This is a genomic window from Halomonas faecis, assembly GCF_010993975.1.
Lineage (GTDB): Bacteria > Pseudomonadota > Gammaproteobacteria > Pseudomonadales > Halomonadaceae > Halomonas > Halomonas faecis.
The window spans coordinates 34,905-58,267 of the sequence record NZ_JAACZO010000005.1 but is presented as its reverse complement, the minus strand read 5'-3'; the positions used below and the strand labels follow the sequence as shown (position 1 = coordinate 58,267).

Genomic DNA, 23,363 nt, shown 5'->3' with positions numbered 1-23,363 from the left:
GGTGCAGGCTAGCCAAACAGCGCTTCCCAGCCCAACAGTCCCCAGGTGAGCGCCGCCAACAGCAGCGTCAGCATGACCGCCGCCGAGCCGAGATCCTTGGCTCGCCCCGAGAGCTCGTGGGGCTCGCTACCGATCCGATCGACCACGCTCTCGATGGCACTGTTGACGAGTTCTACGATGAGCACCAGCAGACAGCTGCCGATCAGCAGCACCCACTCCAGCGGCCCCTGGCCGAGCCACAGCGCCAACGGCATCAACAGTACGCAGATCAGCAGTTCCTGGCGAAAGGCCGACTCGTGGCAGAAGGCGGCGTACAGCCCCTTGAGGGAATAGCGGGTGGAGTGGACCAGATGGCGCCAGCCGGTGTGTGCGGGCTTCATGGGAGCATCCTTCTCAGTTGGCCTCGATCATGCGTTCGATATCCTCGGTCAGCGGATCCAGCACCTGGGTCCAATTGAGCCAAGGCGTGGTCGCCGTGCCGTTGACGAAGGCGCTGAACACCCCCCAGCGACCCGTGCGGGTGCGAAAATACCCTGCCACGGCACGTACCGCCACCGGCTGGTTGAGCGTACCGGTCTTGAGCATCACACGGTTCTGGAAGGTCGGCGAGCCTCGGCGCAGAAAGCGCATCACGCCGTTACTGGGCGTCTGCAGGCTCCCCACGAAAGCCGGAAACAGCGATGGGCGATGGAAAAGACTGGCGAGCAGCGCGTTGACACCGCGGGCCGACGTGCGGCTCTCGGGGGTCAGGCCGCTGCCGCTACGCAGGTCCAGTGGCCCATGGTCGGGAATCCCCGCCACGAAATGCTCAATGGCCGCGGCGCCGTCGAGCAGCGTGGGGCGCGGCGTATCGGCGAGCCCCAGCGTCAGCATATCGGCCATGAAGTTGTTGGAGTAGTGCAGGGTATCGAGCAGCAACGCCTGCAGTGGCCGCCCCTCCACGGCCGCCAGGGTATCGGCCACGGACGAAGGCGGTTCGATGGTGGTGGCATGAACGCCCTGCACGGCGATGCCGACCTGATCGAGCATCGCCGCCAGAGTTTGCGCGGTCTGTTCCGCAGGGTCTCCGCTGGTGCGGTAGACATCACGGGCGGCGGCATCCCCGGCGATGGTGCCGCGCAGCACCATCACATCCTCGCCGTCGCGGGTGACCCGCTCGGCATCGAGCGCCGTCGTCCCGCCGGCGGCCAGCGTGATGACCTGGTTGTCGACCGTGACGATGGATGCCTGGCCGTCGCAGTGGGTCACCCGGGCCGGCGCCTGGGCTTCGCCTCCCGGCGCCACGCTGACGCACCAGTTGCCATGGTTGATGCCCACCGACGAGAGCAGCGCGCTGTAGGTATTGGCCACGCGCTCACGCGCCTCGCAGCGGTCCGTGGTGAGGCAAGCCACGGGCCCGAAACGCCACTGGCTGACTACCAGTCGTCCGCTCACCTCGCGCACGCCACGCTGATGGAGCCGCTGGGCCAGGCGCCACAGGTCCTCCGTGGCAAGCCCCGGGTCGCCGCTGCCTTCGAACACCAGATCGCCCTGCAGCGTTCCCTCGGCATCCAGCTCGGCCTCGCTGATCAGGCGCGTGGTGAAACGGTGCTGCGGCTCCCAGCGATCCAGCGCCGCCGCGGCCAAGTAGATCTTGGACACCGATGCCGGCGACAGCTGGCGCTCCGGTGCGAGACTGCCCAGCACTTCATTGCTGCCGAGCAGGCGCGCCTCGGCCCCGATCAGAAAACCACGCTCGGCAAGCCGGCCGAGTTCCGTGAAGCCCGCTGCCGGAGCCGCCAGCGGCAAGCAGAGCAGCAACAACGCAAGCAGGACGCGGCAAAACATGTTGGAAACCCTCGAACGGATATCGGTCGACGCGGCGCACATCAATGCGCGGCCACCTTGGAAAAGAGCTGAATCACCACCACTCCGCCAACGATCATGGCGATTCCCGCCACTGCCGGCAGGTCCGGCGTCTCGCCATAGATCACCACCCCGGCAACGGTCACCAGTACGATGCCCAACCCCGCCCAGATGGCATAAGCGATACCCACCGGCAGGCTGCGTAGCACCAAGCTGAGCAGAAAGAAGGCCAGGCCGTAACCGACCACCACGACCACGCTCGGCCAGGGGCGAGTAAAGCCCTCAGAGGCCTTGAGCGCGCTGGTGCCGATCACTTCGGCAGCGATCGCCAGGGCCAGGTAAAAATAGGTGATCACCATCATCTCTCCATTGTCAGCGGGCTTCGTGAGCCAGGGGGTACGGCAGATCGACGACCAGTCGCCACAGCGACTGGCCACTGGCATGGTACTTGGCCTCGAAAGGCGTTAGCGGCTCACCGCTCGCCGCCGGCTGAAAGGGTTCGACGGCAGCCGTCATTCCGCTAACCTGCCCCAGTGCCAGGGAGAACTCCTCCACGTAGAGACGCCAGTTGGAACGCAGTTCCAGACGCCCTCCCAGCGCCACGATCGTCGGGAACACCGGGTGACCATGCCAGCGCATCTTGAGATGTGCCGCCTTGGGGTAGGGGTTCGGGTAGAGCAGGTAGTGGCGTGCCGGCTGCCAGCCCGCCGCCAGCGCCAGGCGCCAGAAATCCACCAGATCGGCACGCACCAGGAGCGCATTGTCGGGTAACGCACCATGGTTGCGTCCCAGCCGATGGGCACTGCGGTCCACGCCGATCACCGCATGGTCGCCAAAGCGCCCGGCGAGGCGACGTGTGGAGAGCCCCACGCCACAGCCGGCATCGAGAATCAGCGGCATGGGCCGCTCGGCCAGCCAGGCATGAGCCTGGGCAAACGCCTCGCGGGTGTGCTCGGCCACCGGCTTGCGCAGTGGGTGGGCCAGCGCCCTGGCCACGCGGCGCGCCAGGTCCTCGTGCGGCCCGGCCTGATTGGAAGTGATGGTGCGGGACGCGGCCTGCATGGGACTCCCTCGTCGACACTAGCGGCCGACCATTCTACCAGTCCCGGTGCCATCCGCGAGGCGGCCCGCCGGCATCGCATGGCCAACGCGGCATGGGGTGGCCCCCGTCGCCAAAACCCGTCGCAAAAAAAGGCGCCCCATGGCGAGGCGCCCAGATACCCACTCATATGACTCAAACAGCCGTCGCAGGATACCCCAGCCGGGACACTTTTTCAAACGTTTGTTTTATATTCGAGGACCAACCCCCGAGCCTGCCAAGCCCATGACGCCATGGCAAACCGGGTGCTATGATCGCCCATCCCATACTCATAATAGCGACTCGCACGAACAGCACACGAGGAAAGCGGCTTGTCACACTTACCCGTGATCGTCGGCATGGGCGGCATCAACCCCGCCGGTCGGACGTCTGGCCATCAGGCATTCCGTCGCACCATCTTCGATGCTCTGCCCGGCGGCGACCAGCAAAATCTGCTGCTGGGGCTGGCCACCCTGATGGGCCTGGGCAACCATCATGGCGATGGCTGGCGCGATGCCGAGGGCCAGGCGATCTCGGCTGCGCAGCTCGCCGATCGGTGCCGTGCCCGAGTGCTCGACCACACGCTGATTCGCCGTATCGAGGATCCGCGCTTCAACGATGCCGGCTTGCCCGCCAATCGCCGCGCCAATCTCACTCTCGAGGTGCCATTGACCTTCCAGGTGCGTCGTCGTCAGCTGCCCGACAGCCTGCCGCCTACCTGGCAGGTACGCGAGATCGACCGGCGAACGCTGGAAGTGTCGGTTCCACCGGGCGATCTCGATGTGATGCTGCCGGAAACCCGCCCGGCCCAGGTCCGCACCGCCGGCCAACTGCCCAGCGGCTTCGACCCGCGCCGCTACTACCGCAGCGTGCACCATCCGCGCGGGCTTTCCATGGCCATCTTCGCCGCCAGCGACTGCCTGGGCGACAGCGGACTGGAATGGGAGACCCTGCGCGACCGCCTCGACCCCGACGACATTGCCGTCTACGCCGGCAACTCCATCGGCCAGCTCGACGACGAGGGCTGGGGCGGCCTGCTCAAGAGCTTCGTCTCGGGCAATCGTGCCACCTCCAAACAGATGCCGCTGGGCTACGGCCAGATGCCCGCCGACTTCCTCAACGCCTACGTGCTGGGCAGCGTGGGTGGCACCGGCGCAGCGCTCGGCGCCTGCGCCAGTTTCCTCTACAACCTGCGCCTGGGCGTCGAGGACATTCGCAGCGGCCAGCGCCGCGTGGTCATGGTGGGCACCGCCGATGCGCCCATCACGCCGGAGATCATCGAAGGCTTTCGCGCCATGGGAGCGCTGGCCGACGACGATAGCCTCAGGGCGCTGGACGCGCTGGAGCTGCTCACCGACAGCGACTACCAGCGCGCCTGCCGCCCCTTCGCCCGCAACTGCGGTTTCACCATCGCCGAATCGAGCCAGTTCCTGCTGCTGATGGATGACACCTTGGCGCTGGAGAGCGGCGCCGAGGTTCTCGGCAGCGTGCCGGGCGTCTTCGTCAATGCCGATGGCTGGAAGCGCTCCATTTCTGCCCCCGGCATCGGCAACTACATCACCCTGGGCAAAGCCGCCGCTCTGGTGCGCGACATGCTCGGCCCCCGGGCGCTGCGCGAACGCACTTTCCTGCACGCTCACGGCACTAGCACGCCCAAGAATCGCGTCACCGAATCCCATGTGTTCGACAGAGTGGCCGAGGCCCAGGGCATCGAGACCTGGCCCGTGGTCGCGGTGAAAGCTTTCGTCGGCCACTCTCAGGGCAGTGCCGCGGGTGATCAGCTGGCCAGCGCCCTGGGCAGCTTCTGCCACGGCCTGCTGCCGGGCATCCCCTCCTTGGATGCCGTCGCCGAAGACGTCTACGCCGAGCGCCTCCAGCTGTTCCGCGAGCCGTTGGCCTTCAGCGCCGATGCCGCCTTCATCAATGCCAAGGGCTTCGGCGGCAACAACGCCACCGGCGTGGTGCTGTCACCGGCGGTAACCGAGCGACTGATGGCCAGCCGCCACGGCGAGCTGGCTCTGGCTGCCTGGCGCGAGCGTCGTGAGACCACCCGCGAAGCCGCACGCGCCTATCTCGCCGAGGCCGATCACGGCCACTACCAGGCCCGCTATCGTTTCGGCGAGGGCGTACTGGAGGGCCCGGAACTCGAGGTCGGTCGTGACCGGATCCATATTCCCGGCTATGCCCGCCCGGTATCGCTGGCGGTGAACAATCCCTTCGGACGCCTCGACGAAGGAGACGAAACGTGACCACTCTTGCAGTCTATCCCGGCACCTTCGACCCCATCACCCATGGCCATTACGACCTGATCGAGCGTGCGACCCGCCTTTTCGACCGGGTGGTGGTAGCGATTTCCGCAAGCCCTGGAAAAGGGCCGACGCTCGACCTCGACACCCGCCTGACCCTGGCTCGCGAGGTCACCGCCGAACTGCCTAATGTCGAAGTCATCGGCTTCTCGGGGCTGCTCACCGACATGATGGCCGAACAGGGCGCGCGGGTAATCCTGCGCGGCCTGCGTGCCGTATCCGACTTCGAGTACGAGCTGCAGCTCGCCAACATGTACCGTGCCCAGGCCCCGCAACTGGAGAGCGTGTTCCTCACCCCGGCGGTGGAGAACTCCTACATCTCCTCGACCATCGTGCGCGAGATCGCCAAGCTCGGTGGCGACGTCTCGCGCCTGGTGCATCCCAGGGTCGCCGAAGCGCTGAAGAGCCATTACAATACCTGACTGAAATACTCGGCGATTCGTTCGCCGAACGGCAACTTTCAGGGCGCTGCCGGCCGAACCGGCCCGCCCGATCGCGAGGTAGCCTCATGGCACTGATGATCACCGACGAGTGCATCAATTGCGACGTCTGCGAGCCCGAATGCCCCAACGGCGCCATTTCGCCTGGTGAGGAGATCTACGTCATCGACCCCAACCTGTGCACCGAGTGCGTCGGCCATTACGACGAACCGCAGTGCCAGCAGGTGTGCCCGGTCGACTGCATTCCCCTCGATCCGGAGCGCGAGGAGAGCCGCGAGGAGCTGATGACCAAGTATCGTCTGATCACTGCTGCCTGACGCTAGCCATCCGCCTCGAGGGAGGGGCTGACACCCCTAGCTATCCAGCAGCTGCCTCCACTGGTCGACCCTCAGCTGACAGCCACAGCTCGCGAAGCCGCAGGCCAGGCAGGTCCAGCGGGACGTGCGACACCACCACCAGGATCCCGTCGCCCTGGCGGCGCCGTACGGTCGCCAGCACCCGCTCGCGGCACACCGCATCCAACCCGACTAGGGGCTCATCGAGCAGCAGGATGGGCCTCCTTGCCAGCAGCAGTCGGGCCAGGGCGATGCGTCGCGCCTGGCCGCCGGAGACCGCCGCGCCGTACTCCCCCAGTGGCGTGGCCAGCCCCTGAGGCAGACGGCGCGCCCACTCCCCCAGTGCCAACTCGTCGAGCATCTGCCATAGCGCCTCGTCGCCGGCCTCGGCGTCGCCCAGGCGCAGGTTGGCGGCCAGGCTCATATCGAACAGGTCCCACTGCTGGGGCAGGTAGCCGATCACCTCGTTCAAGCGCCACTCGTTCAGCCCTCGGCCGTTGAGCCGACACTTCCCGGCCGAGGGGGCGAGCTCGCCGGCCAGCACCTGCAGCAGGGTCGACTTGCCGCACCCGGAGGGACCGCGCAGGCAGAGCGCCTCGCCGGCACCGAGCACCAGGTCGATGCCTTCGGGGCCGTTCAGCGCCCCGGGGATCCGAGCACCGATGCCGTCAAGCTCGAGGGACCAGGGTGGTGAGGGGGGCCCGGTCCCGGCCACGGCCGTCGGCGATTCCGGCACACCGGGCGGCTCGGCCACCAGGGCGTTGAGACGATCCCTGGCGGCAAGGCTGGCGCCGAGGGAGACGAAGCTTCCCGCCAGGGGGGCGAGGATCTCGCCCAGGCCGAGCAGCACCAGCACTGCCGCCAGCAGCAGGGCCACCGAGAGTCCCGACTCCGACAGCAGCGGCACGCCCCACCACAGCACGGCGACGATGGCTCCCCCCAGCGCCACCTGCTGCAGGGCCCCCACCCGGCTGGCCAGCCGCTGCTGACGCTCCTGGTGGTCGAGACAGCGCCGGTCGTGCTCCGCCACGCGGCGGTGGACGTCACCCCAGCGCCCCCACAGCAGCAGCGGGGTGATCGCCGCCAGGGGCTCCACCAGCGCCTCGCGACGCGCCTCCCCGAGCTCGGCGTCGCGCCGTGCCAGCCGGCTTCCCTGCCAGAGGGTCAACAGCGGCAGTCCCAGCCAGGCCAGCAGCAGCCCGGGCAGCGCCGCCAGCAGCAGGGTCGGATCGAGCCAGGCCAGCATCCCCATCACCACGAGCGCCAGCAGCCCCGCCCAGCCCCAGGGCAGCAGGGCGCTGAGCACGAAGCGGTCGAGCTGGTCGATATCGGTGACCAGGCGGTGCATGGTCGCCGCACTGCCGGTCGAGGCCTGGGCAGCGCCGGGGGTTCGGCGCCCCAGGGCGTCGAAGAGCCGACAGCGCAGATCCTTGAGCAGCCCCAGGGCAGCGTGGTGCGAGGCCAGACGCTCGCCGTAACGCCCGGCGGTACGCACGATGGCGCACAGGCGGATCAGTGCCGCCGGGCGGAAGTAGTCGAAGCCCAGCAGGGCCACGGAGGCCACCCCGGCCGCTGCGGCGGCGGTGATGAACCAACCGGAGATGGCCAGCAGGGCCACCACGGCCAGCAGGGTGGCGGCACCGATGACGAAGGCCAGCGCCCAGCCGCCACGGCGCAGGCGCAGCAGGTCGCGCAGGCGAATGGCGGAGGCGGGTTTCAGCTCTGGCATGACGGCATTTCCTCGTGCGTCGCTTCTCGCCACTCCCCTTCGCGGCGCGCCTGTCGCGGGCCGGCCTCCCCCAGGGCCAGGCGACGATCCACCCACTCGAGGCCATCGGCCTCATGGCTCACCAGGATGACGCTGCGCCCGCGGCTGAGCCGCTCGATCAAGCCGTTCAGGCGCCGGGCGGCGTCCGGGTCGAGGTGGGCGGTGGCCTCGTCGAACAGCCACAACGGCGCCTCGCGCAGCAGCAGCTGGGCCAGGGCGAGGCGCTGCAGTTGGCCGCCGGAGAGCCCGCGCCCGCGCTCCCCCAGCAGCGTGGCCAGCCCCTGGCGGGGCGCCAGCAGCGGCCACAGCTCGACCTGCTCGAGCACGGCGACCAGTTCGGTGTCGGCGGCCTCCGGGGCGGCCAGGCGCAGGTTGTCGGCCACGCTGCCGCGCAGCACCGGCGGGTGCTGGCCGAGATAGCCCAGCCGGCGTTGCCAGGCCTCGCGCGAAAGCGTAGCCAGCTCATGGCCGTCGACGGCCAGCGAGCCCTCGTAGGGCGAAAACCCCAGCAGCACTTCGAGCAGGCTGGACTTGCCACTGCCGCTCTCGCCCTGCACCAGCAGGCGCTCCCCGGGGGCCAGGTCCAGGTCCAGCGGCGCCAGGCGCCGGCGGCCAGCGTCGCCGGCCACGGCCAAGTCGCGACACGCCAGCCGCGGAGGAGCCGCGGCGTCGGCCAGGGTGAGCCGCTCGGCGGGCCGCCAGGGGCGGGCCTCGAGAAGCGGGGCGAGCTCCTCCATGGCCCCCTCGGCCTCGGCCCGGGCGTGGTAGTCGGCGCCCAGCTGGCGCAGCGGGGCGTAGAACTCCGGGGCCAGCAGCAGGATGAACAACGCCGATGGGTAGACCACCGGCACCTCGCCCTTGGCCCAGGGCAGGATCCCCAGCAGGCCAAGCCCCAGGTAGAGCGCCACCAGGGCGATGGCCAGCGCGGAGAAGAACTCCAACACGGCGCTGGAGAGAAAGGCCAGGCGCAGTACACCCATGGTGCGCCCGCGGTAAGCCTCGCTGGCGGCGGCGATGCGCCGGGAGGCCTGGGCGGCAGCGCCCAGCCGCTGCAGGGTGCCCATGCCGCGCACAAGATCGAGAAAATGGCCACCGAGGCGGGCCAGGGTATCCAGCTGGCGGCGACTGGCACCGGCGGCGGCGCGCCCCACCAGCACCATGAACAGCGGCACCAGGGGCGCGGTCATCAGCATCAGCGTGGCGGCCAGCGGGCTGTGCAGGGCGATCGCCACGCCGAGCAGCAGTGGCACCAGTACCGCCAGGCGGCTCTGCACCTGGTAACGGGCGATATAGCCGTCCAGGGCGTCCACCTGCTCCAGCACCTGGGCACCCAGGGCACCGTCGCTGCCGTAGCGGCGCCGCGATGGACCCAGCTGGCCCAGGCGCTCCAGCAGCTCGCCACGCAGTGCGGCTCGCGCCCGGCGACTGGCCTGGCGCGAGAGGGATTCCCGCCCGGCGTGCAGCAGCGGGCGCAACACCAAGCAGGCGGCCAGGGCCACCAGCCACCAGGGGTCTGGCGCCATCAGCGACGCCCCCTCCTGCCAGGCCAGCAGCCAACGGGAAAACAGGGCCGCCAGCAGCCAGCTCTGGGCGACCAGCAGCACGGCGCCCCCCAGCGCCAGCAGCAGCGCACCGCGCAGCCACCAGCGTTGGGGGGCGAGGCAGCGGGCCAGCCGCTGCCGGGGGGTGGGCGAATCAGTCGCCGCGGTCATGCTCGGCTTCCCCTGCCGGTTCGCCTTCGTAGCCGTTGATCTCCAGCCACATGGCGTTGAGGATGCCGAGGGAGGCCGCCAAGGCGACACCGAGAATCCAGGCGAAATACCACATAGTCGTTATCTCCTTGCAAGGCTGGCTGCAGGCGAGAGGCGGATCCTCGGTGAGGCATTCGAGGGGCGCCTCTCGCCGGAGGCCATAGCCTGAAATGTCAGTAGAGCGCCTTGTCGTTGTCGCGGATGTACTGCTCGTTGAGTCGGCCGCGCATCACCCAGTAGCTCCAGGCGGTGTAGGCCAGCACCAGCGGCACGAAGATCAGCACCACCACGAACATGATCATCAGCGTCAGCTCGCTGGCGGTGGCATCCCACATGGTCAAGCTGTGGTTGGGGTTGAGCGACGACGGCATGACGAAGGGGAACATGGTGACCCCGGTGGTCACGATCACCAGGGTCGTGGCCAGCGAGGAGGTGACGAAGGCCAGGGCGTGGCGGCCCGCCTTCATGGTCAGGGAGCAGAGCACGAAGCTGGCCAGGCCCAACAGCGGCAGCAGCCACAGTGCCGGGAAGCGGGCGTAGTTGTAGAACCAGCCGCCGCTGCTCGCCTCCACCAGCTTGGCGGTGGTGGCGTTGTGGCCCTGGGTGTCGATCACGCTGGTGACCTGATAGCCGTCCACGCCAAGCAGCAGCCAGATACCGCCCAGCAGGAAGAGCACGGCGCAGGCCAGGGCGGTGCGACTGCCCAGGGCGGCGCTGCGCTGGCGCAGTTCGCCTTCGGTCTTCAGCTGCAGCCAGGCGGCCCCGTGGGTGAGGAACATCAGCAGGCTGAGCACCCCGGCCAGCAGGCCGAAGGGGTTGAGCAGCCCCAGCAGCCCGCCCTGGTAGTCCAGGCGCAGGATGTCGTCGAACTGGAAGGGCACGCCCTGCAGCAGGTTGCCGAAGGCCACGCCGAAGATCAGCGCCGGCACCGCCGAGCCGATGGTCAGCATCCAGTCCCAGCGGTTGCGCCAGGTGGGGCTGTCGAGCTTGGAGCGGTAGTCGAACGCCAGCGGGCGCAGGAAGAGGGCGAACAGGGTCAGCATCATGGCCAGGTAGAAGCCGTTGAAGGCGGCGGCGTAGACCGGCGGCCAGGCGGCGAAGAGCGCGCCGCCGGCGGTGATCAGCCACACCTGGTTGCCGTCCCAGTGGGGCGCCACGGAGTTGATCATCACCCGACGCTCCTCGTCGTTGCGACCCACCACCTTGAGCAGGCCACCCACGCCCATGTCGAAGCCGTCGGTGATCGAGAAGCCGACCAGCAGCACGCCGATCAGGACCCACCAGATGAATCTGAGCGTTTCGTAATCCATATCATGCCTCCTGGGGCTTGCTGGCCGTGATGTCGACGGGGGCGTCGATGGCGTCGGGACCGGCGTGGTAGCCGCTGCCGGAGGGCCCCTTGCGAGCGAAGTGCTGCATCAGCCAGATCTCGATGATCACGAAGAGGGTGTAGAGCACGCCAATGGCGATCAGGGTGAAGAGCACCTGGTTGAAGGTGAGGCTGGAGACCGCGATATGGATGGGCAGGATCTCGCCGATGGCCCAGGGCTGACGGCCATACTCGGCCACGAACCAGCCGGCCTCGGAGGCGATCCAGGGCAGCGGCAGGCTGAACAGGGCGAAGCGCAGCAGCCAGGGCGACTTCTCGGGCTGGCGACGCACGCTGTGCCAGAAGGCCAGCGCGAAGAGCACCAGCATGATGAAGCCAGCCGCCACCATGATGCGGAAGGTCCAGAACAGCGGCCACACCTCGGGAACCGAGGCCTCCACGGCGCGGTCGATCTCGGCGGCGGTGGGGGCGCTCATGTCCTCGGTGTAGGCGCTGAGCAGCAGGCCATAGCCGACATCGTCACGCACCTCCTCGAAGCGGGCGGCATCCTCCTCGGTACCTTCGCCGCTGCGCAGGCGCTGCATCAGCACAACGGCTTCACGGCCGTCGACCATGCGCTCGCGATGCTGCGCCTTGAGCTCGCGCAGACCGGTGACCTCCTCGCTCAGCGAGCGGGTGGCGATCAGCCCCATCACCGCCGGGATGCGGATGGCGTAATCGGTGCGCTCCTCCGCCTGGTTGGGCAGCCCCACCAGGGTGAAAGCGGCCGGCGCCGGGTGAGTCTCCCACTCCGCCTCGATGGCGGCGAGCTTGACCTTCTGCACGTCGCCCAGCTCATAGCCGGACTCGTCGCCCAGCACGATCACCGAGAGCACGCTGGCCAGGCCGAAGGCCGAGGCGATGGCGAAGCTGCGGCGGGCGAAGGCGACCTCGCGCCCCTTGAGCAGGTACCAGCTGGAGATGGCCAGCACGAAGATGGAGCCGGTGACATAGCCGGCGGAGACGGTATGCACGAACTTGACCTGGGCCACCGGGCTGAGCACCACCTCGGCGAAGCTGGTCAGCTCCATGCGCATGGTCTCGAGGTTGAACTCGGAGCCGATGGGGTACTGCATCCAGCCATTGGCGACCAGGATCCACAGTGCGGAGAGGTTGGTGGCCAGCGCCATCAGCCAGGTGACGGCCAGGTGCTTCTGCTTCGACATACGATCCCAGCCGAAGAAGAACAGGCCCACCAAGGTCGACTCGAGGAAGAAGGCCATCAGCGCCTCTATCGCCAGCGGCGCCCCGAAAATATCCCCCACATAGTGGGAGTAGTAGGACCAGTTGGTGCCGAACTGGAACTCCATGGCGATCCCGGTGGTGACTCCCAGGGCGAAGTTGATGCCGAACAACTTTCCCCAGAACTTGGTCATTTCGCGATAGATGGTCTTGCCGGTCATCACGTAGACCGTCTCCATCATCGCCAGCAGGATCGAGAGACCCAGCGTGAGGGGTACGAACAGGAAATGCACCATCGCCGTGAAGGCGAACTGCAACCTGGATAGTTCAACGATATCCATTGGCAACTCCAAGGCAAAGGATGGGGCCAGCACGGCTTCTCCTAAGGAGAAACGCACTATTCAGGTGAATATATGCAATGCAAAACAAAGAAATATTGACGTTAGTCAACTTCTGACCCAAGTTATTAAGAGTACTTAAAATACCGCTTAATAACTCGAAGTTTTCGGCAACAAAGCAAGGACCAATTGCCGCACCACACACAATGTTTTAGTGGCGCCTTGTAATATGGAAGGTTATTTTCAAGCCACTCCTTATACCAAGCTTCTTCTTACCACTTATTGGAAATGGGGCAAGTTTCAGATTGCATAGCCAAACTTGGTAGCGCCACACTTCATTCGCTTCCACGGATTGGCCGTTGCATCGATGACAAAATCCCGCCAAGGTATCCGGTCTCGTCCATGACCGGAATCCGCCGTGACCGCTCAGCCCCGTGAGATACCGTGGTCCGCCTCGCGTCGCATCTGGGCGCTGGCCTGGCCGATCATCCTCTCCAACGTCACCGTGCCGCTGCTGGGGCTCGTCGATACCGCCGTGGTGGGGCATCTGCCAGACTCGCGCTACCTGGCCGCCGTAACCCTGGGTGCCACCCTGTTCAGTTTTCTCTACTGGGGTTTCGGCTTCCTGCGCATGGGCACCACCGGGCTCACCGCTCAGGCAGCGGGACGTGAAAGCGACGGCGATATACGCAACCTGCTCGGCCAGTCGCTACTGCTCGCCGCCGGCATCGGCAGCGCTCTGATCCTCCTGTCGCAACCGCTGATCGCACTCGGCCTGTGGCTGCTCGACGGCAGTGCAGTGGCCACGGCACTGGCCGCCGAATACGCCCAGATACGCATTCTCTCGGCACCCGCAGTACTCGCCAACTACGCCATCCTGGGGTGGTTTCTGGGCCAGCAGAACTCGCGCGTGACGCTGGCCATCCTGGTACTGACCAACGGGGTGAACATTCTCCTCGACCTGCTGTTCGTGGTGGGGCTGGGCATGACCAGCGACGGCGTGGCCTGGGCCACGGTGATCGCCGACTACACGGCGCTGGCGTTCGGCGGCTGGCTGGTGATGCGCCAGCTCGGGCGGCTGGAAGGGCGCTTCCTGCGCAGCCGCCTGCTGGCGCTTGGCGCCTACGGCGAACTGTTCTCGGTCAATGCCAACCTCTTCATACGCACGCTGGGGCTGCTGTTCGCCATGGCCTTCTTCACGTCGCGAGGTGCGGCTCAGGGCGATACCATTCTGGCCGCCAATGCCGTACTGCTGCAGTTCATCATGCTCACCAGCTATGCGCTGGACGGTTTCGCCCATGCCGCTGAGGCACTCACCGGGCGCTCGGTTGGCCGTCGGCATTGGGACGAGTTCGCCCGGACCGTGGCCAGCGCCGCGCTGCTTTCGCTGGTCACAGCCACGGTCGCTGCACTGGCCTTCGCGACGGGAGGCCAATGGCTGATCGCCCTGCTCACCGGATTGCCGGAGGTCCGTGCCACGGCCGCGGTCTATCTGCCGTGGATGGTGGCCATGCCGCTCATTGCCGTATGGAGCTACCTGCTCGATGGCGTCTTCATCGGTGCCACGGCCATTCGCGAAATGCGCAACAGCATCTTTGCCGGCCTCGTCGTCTACCTGCCCGCCTGGTGGCTGGGCCAGGCATTGCTTCCCGAGCCCCTGACCAATCACGGCCTGTGGTTCGCCTTTCTACTCTTCACCGCCGTGCGCTCGGCCACCCTGTTCGGCTACTACCGCCATCATCGGCGCCACGGCTGGTGCCATACGCCGGCCACCGCGCGTTTTGACAAACCTGACAAAGCACGTCAACGTTAACCGGTCATTGGCGCAACCCACTGAGACTGCGCTACTTTTGTGCCCATACAAAGCCCAATCAGAAGAAGCGAATCCGCCATGCTCAAGACCTTGTCCAGACCTGCCGTCAAGCTGGTCGAGCGCTATCTGCCCGACCCCTACATCTTCGTACTGCTGCTTACCGTCATCGCTGCCGCCGCCGCCATCGCCGTGGAGCGTCAAACGCCACTGGCGGTGATGCGGTTCTGGGGCGATGGCTTCTGGAACCTGCTGACCTTCTCGATGCAGATGCTGCTGATCCTGGTGACCGGCTACATGCTGGCCAGCTCACCACCCGTCAAGCGGCTGCTGCAGCGTCTGGCCGGACTCGCCAAGAACGCCGGTGCGGCCATCGTGCTGGTCACCCTGGTCTCGCTGGCGGCCAGTTGGATCAACTGGGGGTTCGGCCTGGTGGTAGGGGCACTGTTCGCCAAGGAGCTCGCTCGGCAGATACGCGTCGACTACCGCCTGCTGGTGGCCAGCGCCTACTCCGGCTTCATCGTGTGGCACGGCGGCCTGGCCGGCTCGGTGCCGTTGACCATCGCCACCGATGGGCACTTCAGCGTCGAGCAGATCGGCGTGATCGGCACCGGTGAGACCATCTTCTCGCTGTTCAATCTGGGCATCGTGCTGTGCCTGTTCATCGCCGTGCCGCTGGTCAACCGGCTGATGCTGCCCGACGAGCAGGAAAGCGTCTACGTCGATCCGGCGCTGCTAGAAGAGCCGGACAAGGCCCGTGTACGCATTCAGCGCCCGGCCGATCGCCTCGAGAACAGCGTGACGCTGGCCTGGCTGGTGGGCATCCCCGGCCTGCTCTTCCTGGCGGACCACTTCCTGCTACGTAACGGTGGCCTCAACCTCAACGTGGTCAATTTCCTGTTCCTGTTTCTGGCCATCGTGCTGCACCGCACACCGCGTAGCCTGCTCGAGAGCCTGCAGGAGGCGATCAAGGGCGGCGCCGGCATCGTCATCCAGTTCCCCTTCTATGCAGGGATCATGGCGATCATGGTGCAGTCGGGGCTTGCCGAGACCCTGTCCGGGGCCTTGATCTCCTTCGCTACCGAGACCACGCTGCCGTTTTGGTCGTTCATCAGCGCCGGCATCGTCAACATCTTCGTGCCTTCCGGCGGCGGCCAGTGGGCGGTACAGGCACCGGTCATGCTGCCCGCCGCAGAGGCGCTCGGCGTCGATGTGCCGCGCATCGCCATGGCCGTGGCCTGGGGCGACGCCTGGACCAACCTGCTGCAGCCCTTCTGGGCGCTGCCGGTACTCGGCATCGCCGGCCTCAAGGCCAAGGACATCATGGGCTTCTGTCTGATTCAGCTGTTCATCACCGGCGCCATCATCGCCGTGGGCCTGACCTGGTTCTAACGTCAACGCGACACCCCGAAGCGCCTCGCTGCCACTCCAGCCGCGAGGCGCTATGCTGTGTCGAGATCCACCGAAGGATGTTCAGCCATGACTCCCCCCGACCTCCCCGGCCAGCACGAACTCTCGATGACCGTACTGATGACGCCCGACATGGCCAACTTCAGCGGCAAGGTGCATGGGGGCGCCATCCTCAAGAAGCTCGACGAGGTCGCCTACGCCTGCGCCAGCCGTTACGCCGGCCACTATGTGGTGACGCTCTCGGTCGACCAGGTGCTGTTCAAGCAGCCCATCCACGTGGGTGAACTGGTCACCTTCCTGGCGAGCGTCAACCACGTGGGGCGCTCCTCCATGGAGATCGGCATCAAGGTGGTCGCCGAGGACATCCGCGACAAGGTGATCCGTCACACCAACAGCTGCTACCTGACCATGGTGGCGGTAAGCGAGGACGGCAAACCCGCGCCGGTGGCCCCGCTCAGGCTCGAAGCGCCACTGCAGAAACTGCGCTTCGAAAAGGCCGCACTGCGCAAGAAGCTGCGCAAGCAGGCAGAAGAGGAGGAGCGCCGTACCCAGAACGACCATCTCGCCAACCAGGCGGATGCACGCAACGGCCAGGCCAGTAACTGACCGGGGATGGCTGCCGAGACTCACGCATCGCTTTCATCAGCGGCATTCAGGAGGGACCATGTCCCACCCAAGCCCGGAGCAAGGCGCACGCCCCCTATGGCAAGACAAGGTCCACCTGGTGTGGGACCTGCTGATCATCACGGTGGTCATCGCCAACCTGGCGCTGCTGCTGTTCGACAGCCTGTTCCTGATGCCGCCGCTGAACACCGCCCTCGAAGCCGCAGCGCCAGGGCTGCACGGGGCCTACGAGCGCCATGTCCGCGCCAACTTCATCGCCATCGACCTGGCCTTCGTGGCCGTCCTATTGCTCGACGTACTATTGGGCTGGATCGTGGCGATCATCGAGCGCCGCTATCACCGCTGGTTCTTCTATCCCTTCGTGCACTGGTACGACGTGCTGGGCTGCATCCCGCTGGGCGGTTTCCGGCTGCTGCGGGTGCTGCGCATCATCTCATTGCTGTACCGTCTGCAGCGTCTGGGGCTGATCGATATCCGCCGTTGGTGGCTCTACGGCGTCTATGCCAAGTACTACGATATCGTGATGGAAGAGCTCTCCGACCGCGCCGCCCTGCGCCTACTGGGCAGCGTGCAGGACCAAGTGCGCGGCAGCGTGCAGGACCAAGTGCGCGGCAGCGACTCGCTGTCGAAGCGGCTCACCGAAGACGTGGTGATGCCGCGCAAGCAGCAGTTGATCCACGAGATCAGTCGACGCCTGGAGACGATGGTCGACAGCGCCTGCCGGGCCAACCGGGACGATCTGATGCGCTATATCAGCGCCCTGGTAGGACGCACTCTGGCCGAGAGCCCCGAAATCAAACGCCTGCGGCGCCTTCCGCTGGGCAACCAGGTTTCCCGTGCGCTCGACGATTCGCTGAGCGACATCGCCTGCCGCCTGGTCAACGAAACCATCGAGGGACTGCGCTCGCCGGAATTCAACCAGTTGGTGGAGCGCCTGGCCGACAGCAGTTTCGATGCCTGGCTGCGCGTCGACGCCCACACCGACCGCGTCACCGAGCAGGTGCTGATCGACATGCTGGAAGTGATCAAGGGGCAGGTCGCGCAGCAGCAGTGGAAACAGCGCTACGCCTGACGACAATCGCCGCCGCCCCGGCGGGAGGAGACTAGCCGCAGCCGATGGCAGTGATCACGCCCGCCTCGTCGACGCGAACGTTGAGGCGGTCGGCGCGGTACTCGAGGGTGTAGGCGTACCCCGGGCGCATCACCCGCAGTGCGCCGGCGCCACTCTCCTGCAGCAGTGTCTGCCCCAGCGACTCGCTGTAGGTTCGCCCCACGCGATCCTGGACCCGCCCAGCCCCGCAGCGATCGTCGGTCTCATCACTGCGGGGCGGGTTGGGGGCCGGATCCGGAGGTGGTGGCGATGCAATCATGGTACAGGCACTCACCAGCAAGCCAGCGCCCAGCGTTACCAGGCTCCGTGCGAACATGCGCTACCCTTGAGTCGTTGCGAACCTGAATGCGCGAGCCCAAACGGTAGGTCCCAGCCCGCGCCGGCAAGGAGCTGCGTCAGTCGGCCTGGCGCTGGATCGCCTCGCCCCCTTCTTCGATATCCTGCCCGGCACCGCGTATGGTGTTGCAGCCGCCGAGCAGAGACAGGGCGAACAGCGACACCAGGATGAGTGACAGCGTCCTTTTCATGTGTACCTCCAATGAATCATCGTCAGGGTGCGAGTTGCCTTCCCACTTTAGCACTTACTGGGCGCTGTCGCGTCGAACGCTCTCGTCAGTACCGCAGCTGTGCCATGATGGTATGGCAATCACGGTGCCTAGGGAGAACCACCATGGGAAGCTTCGACACGGATCCACAGTTGGTGGCGGACAGCTACCCGGTAACCGAACTGCCGCTTTGCCAGCTGCGGTTGATGGACGATGCCCGCTTCCCCTGGCTGGTGCTGATTCCCCGCCGCCCAGGCACGAGCGAACTCTTCGAGCTGGACGCGAAGGACCAGCAGCAGCTGTGGCGTGAAGTCACGACGGTCGGTGAGGCCTTCCTGCGACTTTGCAAGGGAGACAAGCTCAACGTGGCGAGTCTGGGCAACATGGTTGCCCAGCTGCACGTGCATGTCGTGGTGCGTCGCCGCAGCGATGCCGTCTGGCCCAAGCCGGTGTGGGGCGAGGGCAGTGCCGAACCCTACGATCTCGATGGCCTCGCCAGCATGCGCGACCATCTGCTGGCGCAGATCGACAACCTCGACCTGGACTGAGCTCAGCCGCCGAACAGCGGTGCCGCTGGCTGATTCACACCCGTGACGGCCAGCGACACACCCAGCATCAGAATCGCCAGGCCGCCACCCAGCGATACCCAGCCCAGCCAACGCCCGTCGCGTGACTGCCGGCCTTGGCGTTGCAGGCGCCGTTCAGCCCAGTCACGCGCCACCACGCTGGCGATGGCCAGCGTCGAAACGGTGAGTGCCGTACCCAGCGACATCACCAGCACGGCGGTCACCCCCACCGCAAACTGCCCCAGCAGGCTAGCTGCCCCCAGCAGCAAGACGGCACCACTGCAGGGACGCGCACCGATGGCGGCGACGGTGGCCAGCGCCGTGCGCCAGTCGGCGGCCTGCTCGGGTGCGACATGATGATGGCCATGGCAGCAATGCTCATCATGGCCATGCCACGCGCCTCCCGTTTCGGCGAGGCTTGCGTCGGTGGTTGCCGGCAGGGGGCGGCGCAGCGTCCGCACGGCCCGCCAGCACAGCCAGGCGCCCAGCAGTGCCACCATGACGAAGCTGGCCTGTTCGACCCACGCCACGCTGCCCATGGCCTGGCGGGTTACCCAGCCCAGGCCGTGCACCAGCACCACCACCAAAGCGATCGCCACCATGCCCTGCAGCAGCGAAGCCGCGACGGAGAGCACCAGGGCGCGCCGCATGGCTCCGCCATGGGAGAGCAGGTAGGTGGTCAGCACCGCCTTGCCGTGTCCCGGGCCCGCTGCATGGAATACCCCGTACGCGAAGCTGATGCCCAGCAGAGCCAACCAGGCATCGCGCGACGGCGAAACGGAGAGTGCGGTGATGGCCAGCGACAAGGCTCGGTGCAGATCGCGCTGCCAGGCCACCAGTTGCAGGCTCAGTTCGGCCAGCCCTCCTCGGGCCAGCCACACCAGCATGGCCACCGCCACGAGACCGGCTGCCGCCAACAGCCACCTGCCGGCCTTCACTCGCATGTCACCTCCCCGGTCTCGGCGAAGTGGCGCCCCAAGCCGGGAGCGGCCTCATCGGTACGGTCGAGCATCGCCGCCTCCATCACGCGTTCAGGGTCCGGGGCGGCCGGCAGGATGCGGCGGCGACAGTCGGCATCGCCGCTGACCGTCAGCGCCTGGTTCAGGGGAGTGCCGTCCTCGGCCTCGTGCACCACTTCCAGATAGTAGGTCGGGTCGAAGACACGGTAGCGCAGCGTCTCGCCTTCCAGCGGCAGAGGCTCGGCCAGGGGCAGCAGAAAAACGAACTCGATCCGAGCGTCACGGTGCATCACGGTGTACTCCGTCACCTCTGCCAAGGCCTGCGGCTCACCGTCCAGCTCGACCTCCGTGAAATAGTCATGGGGCTTCAGGTTGTCGCGAATCTCGCCACCCAGTTGGTCCAGGCCGGCTTCGAACCCGGCATCGCCCGCAGCCGCTTCGAGCTCCTCCACGACCACCAGGCTGTAAAAGGGGTCCATGCGCCAACTCTGATGCAGCGCCGTGGCGCGGCCCCGATCATCGACGAGCAGGCGCACGCTCAAATCGATCCAGCCATGAGGGTGAGCGAACACGGCCCCGGACGAGAGCCCGCAAAGCAGAAAGACCCCGGCGAGACAGTGGCGTTTCAGAGACAACGGTGATAATACGCGCAACGGCATGTTGTGTACCGGATCGTGGTTATCCATGGGATCAATCAAGGGTCGGCCGCCAGACGCGTTTCCAGCTCGGAGAGCAGCGGGTCGAGACGGTCGGGCGGCAACGGCCGGCCGCCCCAGGTGGCACTCAGGGTGGCACGACTGCCACTGCCATCCGGCGTGACGGTCGCCCGTACGCGATAGCCTGGCCAGCGAGCCAGCACGGCATCCACCCGACCCAGCTCGGCATCCGCATGGCGAATCACGTAGCCGCGTTCGGCCAGCACGTCGAGCACCGCTGCCTGGGCGACCTGGGAGGAAACGGCCAGTGGCACCCCGCGAGTCTCGGGGGCGGGAGAGGTGGCGGCACAGCCCATCAGCCAGGCACTCAGCAGCAGGATCAGCGCGACTCTCACGACGTCTCTCCGGACAAGGCGACCGCCAGGTCACGGCGCAGATCGCGACAGAAGGCGGCGTCGCTGGCGCTGCGTGACTCGCGCACCTCGCCACGCCAGTCGATGACCTGGAGGTCGCGGCTGACACGCACCCAGTCGCCGTCGGCAACCAGCGAGACACGCTCCAGGCGCGTAGCATCGCGGTCGAAGGCACTGCCACCGCCGAAGCCGACCGACATCCCGGTGAACCAGCCACGGCTACCCACGCCGTAGCGGCCGTACCAGGTGGGACCGGCCCAGTCATCGTAAGGGTTGCGATAGGAGAGGATGCGTTCGGAGCGATCCGCACTGACCAGCCCCAACGCCAGGTCGGTATCGCGAATGACGAAGTCCTCAGCCTCCAGGGCGGTCACTGCAGCACGCACCAGGGCGCTCGGTGCGGCTCCGGGCACCTGCCAGCGGCACTCGGCGGCCGGCGGCGGCTCGGCAACGGGCAACCGGCTGGGCGGTGACTGACAACCGACCAGGGGCAGGACGAGCAAAGCAGGCAGCAGCCAGCGCTGGGTCATGGGGTGAGGCTCTCCGGTAACCGAATTGCCGGCAGTCTACACGGCCGGACGGCACGATGCAGAGCGCCACTGGCACTTGTGATCCGTGCCACGCTTCTCGGTTCCCCATCGTCCCGGCAAAAGCGCTTGCGATGCGTATCGCCCCTTGAAAGCGGACCGATCCGGCAGCATTTCATCGAATACGGCTATCAGCACGATACAACAGCGATACTTATCACCCTAAGGCCAGGCCGGTAAGCTATAACCATATTCCCGCTCATTCGTCGGAGCGCCGCCGAAACAAGGAGACTTTCATGACCGACACCAACACCATCGGCCTGCACGAGGCCAGCGCCAGCCAGCTCGCCGAGAAGCTCAACCATCTGCTGGCCAACTACCAGATCTTTTACATGAACGTTCGCGGCTACCACTGGAACGTGAAGGGCCCGCAGTTCTTCGAGCTGCATACCAAGTTCGAGGAGTTCTACACCGACCTGCTGGCCAAGGTCGACGAGGTCGCCGAGCGCATCCTCACTCTGGGCCACAAGCCGGTGCACGCCTACAGCGACTATGTCGAGTTGTCGCGCATCGCCGAGGACAAGGACGTGCATGACGGCGAGGCCTGCGCACGCGGCGTGCTCGAGGGCTACCAGACGCTGATCGAGCTGCAGCGCGAGATCCTCGCTCTGGCCTCGGACGCCGACGACGAGGGTACCGCCGCCCAGGTCGGCGACTACATCCGCGAGCAGGAAAAGACCGTGTGGATGCTCGGCGCCTACCTCGGCTGAGACCGGTCGACCGCCCAGCGCATCGCCACGCCAGCGCCGCCCAAGGGCGGCGCTGGCGCGTATGGCATCCGCTACTCCTCGGCCAGCGAGGCGACCAGGCCGCGCAGCAGCATCCAGAACTCGCCGACGGAATCCAGCTCGACACGCTCCTCGGGAGAGTGAGCGCCACGGATCAAGGGGCCGAAGGAGATCATCTCCAGGTTGGGATACTTGCCGGCCAGGATGCCGCACTCCAGTCCGGCATGAATCACCTGAACCTGCGGTTCGCTGCCCAACCGCTGGCGATGCAGGCGACAGAAACGCGCTAGCAGAGCACTGTCGGGGCGCGGCGCCCAGCCAGGATAGGCGTTCTCGATGCGCGTGCGCGCGCCAATCAGCTCGAAGAGCGCCCGAAAGCGCTCGGACAAGTCCGTCGTGGCGCTATCGTGCAGCGAGCGCACCAAAGCGCAGAGATGGAAACGGCCACCCTCGAGGCTCACCACCCCCAGGTTGTTCGAGGTTTCCACCACCCCCGGCACCGTCACGCTCATGCGCTCCACGCCGCAGGGTGCCGCATGCAGCGCCGCCACCAGTAGCCGGCTGGCTGGGGCCGTCAGTGCCTCGCCGGGCGGTTCGCTCACCGCTTCGAGTCTCAGCGTCACGCCCTCATCGGTACCGGTAAGCTCGCTGCGCAGCGTCTCCTGCAGCCTGGCGACGCAGCGCTCGGCCGCGGCGACCGCTTCGTTGGGCAACAAGAGCGTGGCGAAGGCTTCCCGAGGGATGGCATTGCGCAACGTGCCGCCATGGTAGTCCACCAGGCGAACATCGCACGCATCCAGGGCACGCAGCACGCGGACCAACAGGCGGTTGGCATTGCCGTAACCGCGATGGATGTCGATCCCCGAGTGGCCGCCGGCAAGCCCGGTGAGAGATAGATGCAAGGCCACCTCCTCTCCGGCAGAAGGCGTCGTCGGCAGCTGCGCTTCCACCACCACGTCGGCACCACCGGCACAGCCGATGAACACCTCGCCGCGCTCTTCGGAATCCAGGTTGAGCAATACCGACCCCTCCAGCCACCCCTCGGCGAGGTTGAGCGCACCGCCCATGCCCGACTCCTCCTCCAGGGTGAAAAGCGCTTCCAGCGGGCCGTGCTCCAGGTCGTCGTCCTCGAGCAGGGCCAGTGCCGCCGCCACGCCCAGGCCGTTATCGGCGCCCAGGGTGGTCTGGTTGGCACGCAGCCAGCCGTCGTCCACCCGGGTCTGGATCGGGTCGCGGGTGAAGTCGTGGGGGTGATCCGCATTGGCCTGGGCCACCATGTCCAGATGGGCCTGCAGGATCACTCCCGGAGCGCCTTCGCAGCCCGGCGTGGCCGGCTTCCGCAGGCGCAGATTGCCAAACGCATCTCGATCGTGCGCCAGCCCGCGAGACTCAGCCCAGGCTTCCAGTTTCGCCACCAGCTCAGCCTCGTGGCCGGAGGGACGCGGCGTCTCGCACAGGGTTCGGAAATGGCGCCATAGCGGCTGCGGAGAGAGGTCGTCGAGGTGCGCATTCATGGTGCGAATTCCTGTCGTTGAACCCGCG

Annotated in this window: 25 protein-coding genes; 9 read left to right on the top strand and 16 right to left on the bottom strand. The window is 66.7% G+C overall.

Annotation, left to right across the window (positions count from 1 at the left end):
• Nucleotides 1-8: 8 nt before the first annotated feature.
• From GFD32_RS03410 to trmB, 4 genes are read right to left on the bottom strand one after another with little or no spacing between them, the layout of a single operon-like run.
• Complete coding sequence (locus tag GFD32_RS03410) at nt 9-380, bottom strand: diacylglycerol kinase (protein ID WP_163575161.1); 372 nt, start codon at nt 378-380, stop codon at nt 9-11.
• 13 nt (nt 381-393) lie between these two features.
• Entirely contained in the window at nt 394-1,827 is a 1,434-nt protein-coding gene (dacB, locus tag GFD32_RS03405) for a D-alanyl-D-alanine carboxypeptidase/D-alanyl-D-alanine endopeptidase (RefSeq protein ID WP_163575160.1), read from the bottom strand.
• 41 nt (nt 1,828-1,868) lie between these two features.
• On the bottom strand, nt 1,869-2,201 hold the full coding sequence (locus tag GFD32_RS03400) for a DMT family transporter (protein WP_205599032.1): 333 nt from the start codon (nt 2,199-2,201) through the stop codon (nt 1,869-1,871).
• Between the two features lie 16 nt (nt 2,202-2,217).
• The gene (gene trmB, locus GFD32_RS03395; protein ID WP_163575159.1) at nt 2,218-2,907 is read right to left on the bottom strand and encodes a tRNA (guanine(46)-N(7))-methyltransferase TrmB; all 690 of its coding nucleotides are present in this window, start codon (nt 2,905-2,907) and stop codon (nt 2,218-2,220) included.
• 375 nt (nt 2,908-3,282) lie between these two features.
• Between trmB and GFD32_RS03390 the strand changes: the two genes are divergently transcribed.
• From GFD32_RS03390 to GFD32_RS03380, 3 genes are all read left to right on the top strand, one after another.
• Nucleotides 3,283-5,172, top strand: a complete 1,890-nt coding sequence (locus GFD32_RS03390; RefSeq protein ID WP_163575198.1) for a beta-ketoacyl synthase — start codon at nt 3,283-3,285, stop codon at nt 5,170-5,172.
• Nucleotides 5,169-5,651 (top strand): pantetheine-phosphate adenylyltransferase, encoded by a 483-nt coding sequence (coaD, locus tag GFD32_RS03385; protein WP_163575158.1) that lies wholly within the window; start codon nt 5,169-5,171, stop codon nt 5,649-5,651. The genes GFD32_RS03390 and coaD overlap by 4 nt, the downstream gene beginning before the upstream one ends.
• Nucleotides 5,652-5,737: 86 nt before the next feature.
• On the top strand, nt 5,738-5,986 hold the full coding sequence (locus GFD32_RS03380) for a YfhL family 4Fe-4S dicluster ferredoxin (RefSeq protein WP_089687014.1): 249 nt from the start codon (nt 5,738-5,740) through the stop codon (nt 5,984-5,986).
• A gap of 40 nt (nt 5,987-6,026) precedes the next feature.
• On the opposite strand, the gene cydC is transcribed toward GFD32_RS03380, so the two are convergent.
• From cydC to GFD32_RS03355, 5 genes are all read right to left on the bottom strand, one after another.
• Nucleotides 6,027-7,733 carry a thiol reductant ABC exporter subunit CydC gene (cydC, locus tag GFD32_RS03375; RefSeq protein ID WP_163575157.1) on the bottom strand — a complete coding sequence of 569 codons (1,707 nt, stop codon included), beginning with the start codon at nt 7,731-7,733 and terminating at the stop codon, nt 6,027-6,029.
• A complete protein-coding gene (gene cydD / locus GFD32_RS03370) occupies nt 7,721-9,484 on the bottom strand; it encodes a thiol reductant ABC exporter subunit CydD (RefSeq protein WP_163575156.1) in 1,764 nt (587 codons plus the stop codon). The genes cydC and cydD overlap by 13 nt, the downstream gene beginning before the upstream one ends.
• Nucleotides 9,468-9,599, bottom strand: coding sequence for a cytochrome bd-I oxidase subunit CydX (gene cydX, locus GFD32_RS03365; protein ID WP_163575155.1), 132 nt, complete (start codon nt 9,597-9,599; stop codon nt 9,468-9,470). Before cydX ends, cydD begins: the two co-directional genes overlap by 17 nt.
• A 97-nt stretch (nt 9,600-9,696) precedes the next feature.
• Nucleotides 9,697-10,833: a cytochrome d ubiquinol oxidase subunit II gene (cydB, locus tag GFD32_RS03360; protein ID WP_163575154.1), complete on the bottom strand. Its 1,137-nt coding sequence runs from the start codon at nt 10,831-10,833 to the stop codon at nt 9,697-9,699.
• Nucleotide 10,834: 1 nt separating this feature from the next.
• Entirely contained in the window at nt 10,835-12,415 is a 1,581-nt protein-coding gene (locus GFD32_RS03355; RefSeq protein WP_163575153.1) for a cytochrome ubiquinol oxidase subunit I, read from the bottom strand.
• 415 nt (nt 12,416-12,830) lie between these two features.
• Between GFD32_RS03355 and GFD32_RS03350 the strand changes: the two genes are divergently transcribed.
• The 4 genes from GFD32_RS03350 to GFD32_RS03335 all read left to right on the top strand — a co-directional run bounded on the left by GFD32_RS03350 (nt 12,831) and on the right by GFD32_RS03335 (nt 17,328).
• Nucleotides 12,831-14,225 carry an MATE family efflux transporter gene (locus GFD32_RS03350; RefSeq protein ID WP_240455536.1) on the top strand — a complete coding sequence of 465 codons (1,395 nt, stop codon included), beginning with the start codon at nt 12,831-12,833 and terminating at the stop codon, nt 14,223-14,225.
• Between the two features lie 78 nt (nt 14,226-14,303).
• Complete coding sequence (locus tag GFD32_RS03345) at nt 14,304-15,614, top strand: short-chain fatty acid transporter (protein ID WP_163575152.1); 1,311 nt, start codon at nt 14,304-14,306, stop codon at nt 15,612-15,614.
• A gap of 87 nt (nt 15,615-15,701) precedes the next feature.
• Nucleotides 15,702-16,238, top strand: coding sequence for an acyl-CoA thioesterase (locus tag GFD32_RS03340; protein ID WP_163575151.1), 537 nt, complete (start codon nt 15,702-15,704; stop codon nt 16,236-16,238).
• 58 nt (nt 16,239-16,296) lie between these two features.
• Nucleotides 16,297-17,328, top strand: coding sequence for an ion transporter (locus GFD32_RS03335; RefSeq protein WP_163575150.1), 1,032 nt, complete (start codon nt 16,297-16,299; stop codon nt 17,326-17,328).
• A gap of 31 nt (nt 17,329-17,359) precedes the next feature.
• Here GFD32_RS03335 and GFD32_RS03330 read toward each other — a convergent pair whose 3' ends face one another.
• Both GFD32_RS03330 and GFD32_RS03325 read right to left on the bottom strand, forming a co-directional pair.
• Nucleotides 17,360-17,683, bottom strand: a complete 324-nt coding sequence (locus GFD32_RS03330; protein WP_240455535.1) for an I78 family peptidase inhibitor — start codon at nt 17,681-17,683, stop codon at nt 17,360-17,362.
• A gap of 79 nt (nt 17,684-17,762) precedes the next feature.
• Nucleotides 17,763-17,894, bottom strand: a complete 132-nt coding sequence (locus GFD32_RS03325; protein WP_163575149.1) for an entericidin A/B family lipoprotein — start codon at nt 17,892-17,894, stop codon at nt 17,763-17,765.
• Nucleotides 17,895-18,037: 143 nt separating this feature from the next.
• Between GFD32_RS03325 and GFD32_RS03320 the strand changes: the two genes are divergently transcribed.
• Nucleotides 18,038-18,460: an HIT domain-containing protein gene (locus GFD32_RS03320; protein WP_163575148.1), complete on the top strand. Its 423-nt coding sequence runs from the start codon at nt 18,038-18,040 to the stop codon at nt 18,458-18,460.
• A 2-nt stretch (nt 18,461-18,462) separates the two neighbouring features.
• Here the strand turns inward: GFD32_RS03320 and GFD32_RS03315 are convergent, their stop codons facing one another.
• The 4 genes from GFD32_RS03315 to GFD32_RS03300 are packed head-to-tail and all read right to left on the bottom strand — an operon-like array spanning nt 18,463 to nt 21,036.
• On the bottom strand, nt 18,463-19,422 hold the full coding sequence (locus GFD32_RS03315) for a nickel/cobalt transporter (protein WP_163575147.1): 960 nt from the start codon (nt 19,420-19,422) through the stop codon (nt 18,463-18,465).
• The gene (locus GFD32_RS03310; RefSeq protein ID WP_240455534.1) at nt 19,413-20,123 is read right to left on the bottom strand and encodes a DUF1007 family protein; all 711 of its coding nucleotides are present in this window, start codon (nt 20,121-20,123) and stop codon (nt 19,413-19,415) included. The genes GFD32_RS03315 and GFD32_RS03310 overlap by 10 nt, the downstream gene beginning before the upstream one ends.
• An 8-nt stretch (nt 20,124-20,131) precedes the next feature.
• Entirely contained in the window at nt 20,132-20,488 is a 357-nt protein-coding gene (locus GFD32_RS03305; RefSeq protein WP_240455533.1) for a hypothetical protein, read from the bottom strand.
• The gene (locus GFD32_RS03300; protein ID WP_163575146.1) at nt 20,485-21,036 is read right to left on the bottom strand and encodes a hypothetical protein; all 552 of its coding nucleotides are present in this window, start codon (nt 21,034-21,036) and stop codon (nt 20,485-20,487) included. Before GFD32_RS03300 ends, GFD32_RS03305 begins: the two co-directional genes overlap by 4 nt.
• Nucleotides 21,037-21,329: 293 nt before the next feature.
• Here GFD32_RS03300 and GFD32_RS03295 point away from each other — a divergent pair, with 293 nt between their 5' ends.
• The gene (locus GFD32_RS03295) at nt 21,330-21,803 is read left to right on the top strand and encodes a Dps family protein (protein ID WP_163575145.1); all 474 of its coding nucleotides are present in this window, start codon (nt 21,330-21,332) and stop codon (nt 21,801-21,803) included.
• Between the two features lie 71 nt (nt 21,804-21,874).
• Here the strand turns inward: GFD32_RS03295 and GFD32_RS03290 are convergent, their stop codons facing one another.
• Nucleotides 21,875-23,335: an aminoacyl-histidine dipeptidase gene (locus GFD32_RS03290; RefSeq protein WP_163575144.1), complete on the bottom strand. Its 1,461-nt coding sequence runs from the start codon at nt 23,333-23,335 to the stop codon at nt 21,875-21,877.
• Nucleotides 23,336-23,363 lie beyond the last annotated feature (28 nt).

Coding starts and splice junctions, on each gene's coding strand:
- GFD32_RS03410 (WP_163575161.1), bottom strand. CDS start 380: ATGAAGCCCGCACACACCGGCTGGCGCCATCTGGTCCACTCCACCCGC.
- dacB (WP_163575160.1), bottom strand. CDS start 1,827: ATGTTTTGCCGCGTCCTGCTTGCGTTGTTGCTGCTCTGCTTGCCGCTG.
- trmB (WP_163575159.1), bottom strand. CDS start 2,907: ATGCAGGCCGCGTCCCGCACCATCACTTCCAATCAGGCCGGGCCGCAC.
- GFD32_RS03390 (WP_163575198.1), top strand. CDS start 3,283: ATGGGCGGCATCAACCCCGCCGGTCGGACGTCTGGCCATCAGGCATTC.
- GFD32_RS03380 (WP_089687014.1), top strand. CDS start 5,738: ATGGCACTGATGATCACCGACGAGTGCATCAATTGCGACGTCTGCGAG.
- cydC (WP_163575157.1), bottom strand. CDS start 7,733: ATGCCAGAGCTGAAACCCGCCTCCGCCATTCGCCTGCGCGACCTGCTG.
- cydD (WP_163575156.1), bottom strand. CDS start 9,484: ATGACCGCGGCGACTGATTCGCCCACCCCCCGGCAGCGGCTGGCCCGC.
- cydX (WP_163575155.1), bottom strand. CDS start 9,599: ATGTGGTATTTCGCCTGGATTCTCGGTGTCGCCTTGGCGGCCTCCCTC.
- cydB (WP_163575154.1), bottom strand. CDS start 10,833: ATGGATTACGAAACGCTCAGATTCATCTGGTGGGTCCTGATCGGCGTG.
- GFD32_RS03355 (WP_163575153.1), bottom strand. CDS start 12,415: ATGGATATCGTTGAACTATCCAGGTTGCAGTTCGCCTTCACGGCGATG.
- GFD32_RS03345 (WP_163575152.1), top strand. CDS start 14,304: ATGCTCAAGACCTTGTCCAGACCTGCCGTCAAGCTGGTCGAGCGCTAT.
- GFD32_RS03340 (WP_163575151.1), top strand. CDS start 15,702: ATGACTCCCCCCGACCTCCCCGGCCAGCACGAACTCTCGATGACCGTA.
- GFD32_RS03335 (WP_163575150.1), top strand. CDS start 16,297: ATGTCCCACCCAAGCCCGGAGCAAGGCGCACGCCCCCTATGGCAAGAC.
- GFD32_RS03330 (WP_240455535.1), bottom strand. CDS start 17,683: ATGTTCGCACGGAGCCTGGTAACGCTGGGCGCTGGCTTGCTGGTGAGT.
- GFD32_RS03325 (WP_163575149.1), bottom strand. CDS start 17,894: ATGAAAAGGACGCTGTCACTCATCCTGGTGTCGCTGTTCGCCCTGTCT.
- GFD32_RS03320 (WP_163575148.1), top strand. CDS start 18,038: ATGGGAAGCTTCGACACGGATCCACAGTTGGTGGCGGACAGCTACCCG.
- GFD32_RS03315 (WP_163575147.1), bottom strand. CDS start 19,422: ATGCGAGTGAAGGCCGGCAGGTGGCTGTTGGCGGCAGCCGGTCTCGTG.
- GFD32_RS03310 (WP_240455534.1), bottom strand. CDS start 20,123: ATGGATAACCACGATCCGGTACACAACATGCCGTTGCGCGTATTATCA.
- GFD32_RS03300 (WP_163575146.1), bottom strand. CDS start 21,036: ATGACCCAGCGCTGGCTGCTGCCTGCTTTGCTCGTCCTGCCCCTGGTC.
- GFD32_RS03295 (WP_163575145.1), top strand. CDS start 21,330: ATGACCGACACCAACACCATCGGCCTGCACGAGGCCAGCGCCAGCCAG.
- GFD32_RS03290 (WP_163575144.1), bottom strand. CDS start 23,335: ATGAATGCGCACCTCGACGACCTCTCTCCGCAGCCGCTATGGCGCCAT.